Raw genomic sequence first — 1,299 nt, 5'->3', positions numbered from 1 at the left:
GCCGAGGACTCGCCCGGAGGGGCCTCCCAGCTCATCTCCGCGGGCGGCCGGGGCGGGGACGTGTTGGAGTCCTCCCCCACCGGGACGAACTGGCCCTGCTTCAGCTCCTCCTCCAGCCGGTCGGAGAAGAGCGTCTTCATCAGCTCGGAGATCTGCACCGAGCCCACCACCCAGCGCTCGTTGACGAGCAGCTCCTCCAGGGCGGACTGGAACTCGCGCGCGTTGTCGTAGCGATCATCCGCGCTCTTCGCGAGCGCGTGCATCACCACCTGATCCATGTCCGCGGGCACGTCCGCGACCTCGGACGGAGCCGGGATGGAGCACTCCATGGCGGCCTGCAGCGTGGCCAGCTCCGAGTCCTTCTTGAGCGGCCGGTGCCCGGTGAGCATCTCGTACAGCACCAGGCCGATGGCGAAGATGTCCGCGCGCCGGTCCAGCGGCTTGCCCGCAGCCTGCTCGGGCGCCATGTACGCGAACTTGCCCTTGATGGCGCCGGACTTCGTCATCGACGCCTGGTCCGCCGCCTTGGCGATACCGAAGTCCACCAGCTTCACCGAACCATCGAAGCTGATCAGGATGTTCTGCGGCGAGATGTCCCGGTGCACCACGTTGAGCGGCTGGCCCCGGTCATCCGTGCGGCTGTGCGCGTAGAAGAGGCCCTCGCACGCGGACGCCACGATGCGCACCGCCAGCGGCCGGGCGATCCACTGGTTCATCCCGCTGGCCTTGCGCATGACCCGGCCCAGGTCCTCGCCGTGGATGAACTCCATGGCGATGTAGTAGGTCCCGTTGGCCTCGCCGAACTCGTAGACCTGCGCGATGTTCGGGTGGTTGAAGCGCGCCGCGATCAACGCCTCGTTGCGGAACATCTCCACGAACTCGCGGTCTTCGGCGAGGTGCGGGAGGATGCGCTTGACGACGACGTCCTTCTGGAAGCCCTCGATTCCGGACTGACGCGCAAGCCAGACTTCGGCCATGCCGCCCGTGGCGAGCTTCTTGAGGAGCTGGTATTTCCCGAAGGCTTGAGGGTTCATCCCGGGCGCTCCCCGGGGGGAGCGGGCTCAGTGGAAGGTGACAGGGCAGCGCATCTTAGGGGACACCGGCCGTCGAGGCAAAGCCGACGGACCACCTTGATAGGGTGGGTCGTCGCGACCTGCCTGCTGGCCCTGCATGCCTCCGCGGCCCCGGCCCTGGATCAAATCAAGGTCGAGCGCCGGGGCGAGCTGCTGGCCCTGTCCTGGAAGGACGCCGAGGACCAGCTCCAGGGCTGTCTCTTATACACCTCTGACGCTGCCGACG

The 1,299-nt window shown here is 67.4% G+C and carries 1 protein-coding gene; it reads right to left on the bottom strand.

The window, feature by feature from the left end; genetic code table 11:
* Positions 1-1,034, bottom strand: a 1,034-nt coding sequence (locus D7V93_RS43075) for a serine/threonine protein kinase (protein ID WP_208723352.1), incomplete at its 3' end; no start/stop codon positions are given.
* Between the last annotated feature and the right edge of the window lie 265 nt (positions 1,035-1,299).

This window comes from Corallococcus llansteffanensis (assembly GCF_003612055.1).
Taxonomy (GTDB): Bacteria; Myxococcota; Myxococcia; order Myxococcales; family Myxococcaceae; genus Corallococcus; species Corallococcus llansteffanensis.
Note: the sequence above shows the minus strand (reverse complement) of the source record. Positions and strands in the feature narration are given on the sequence as shown.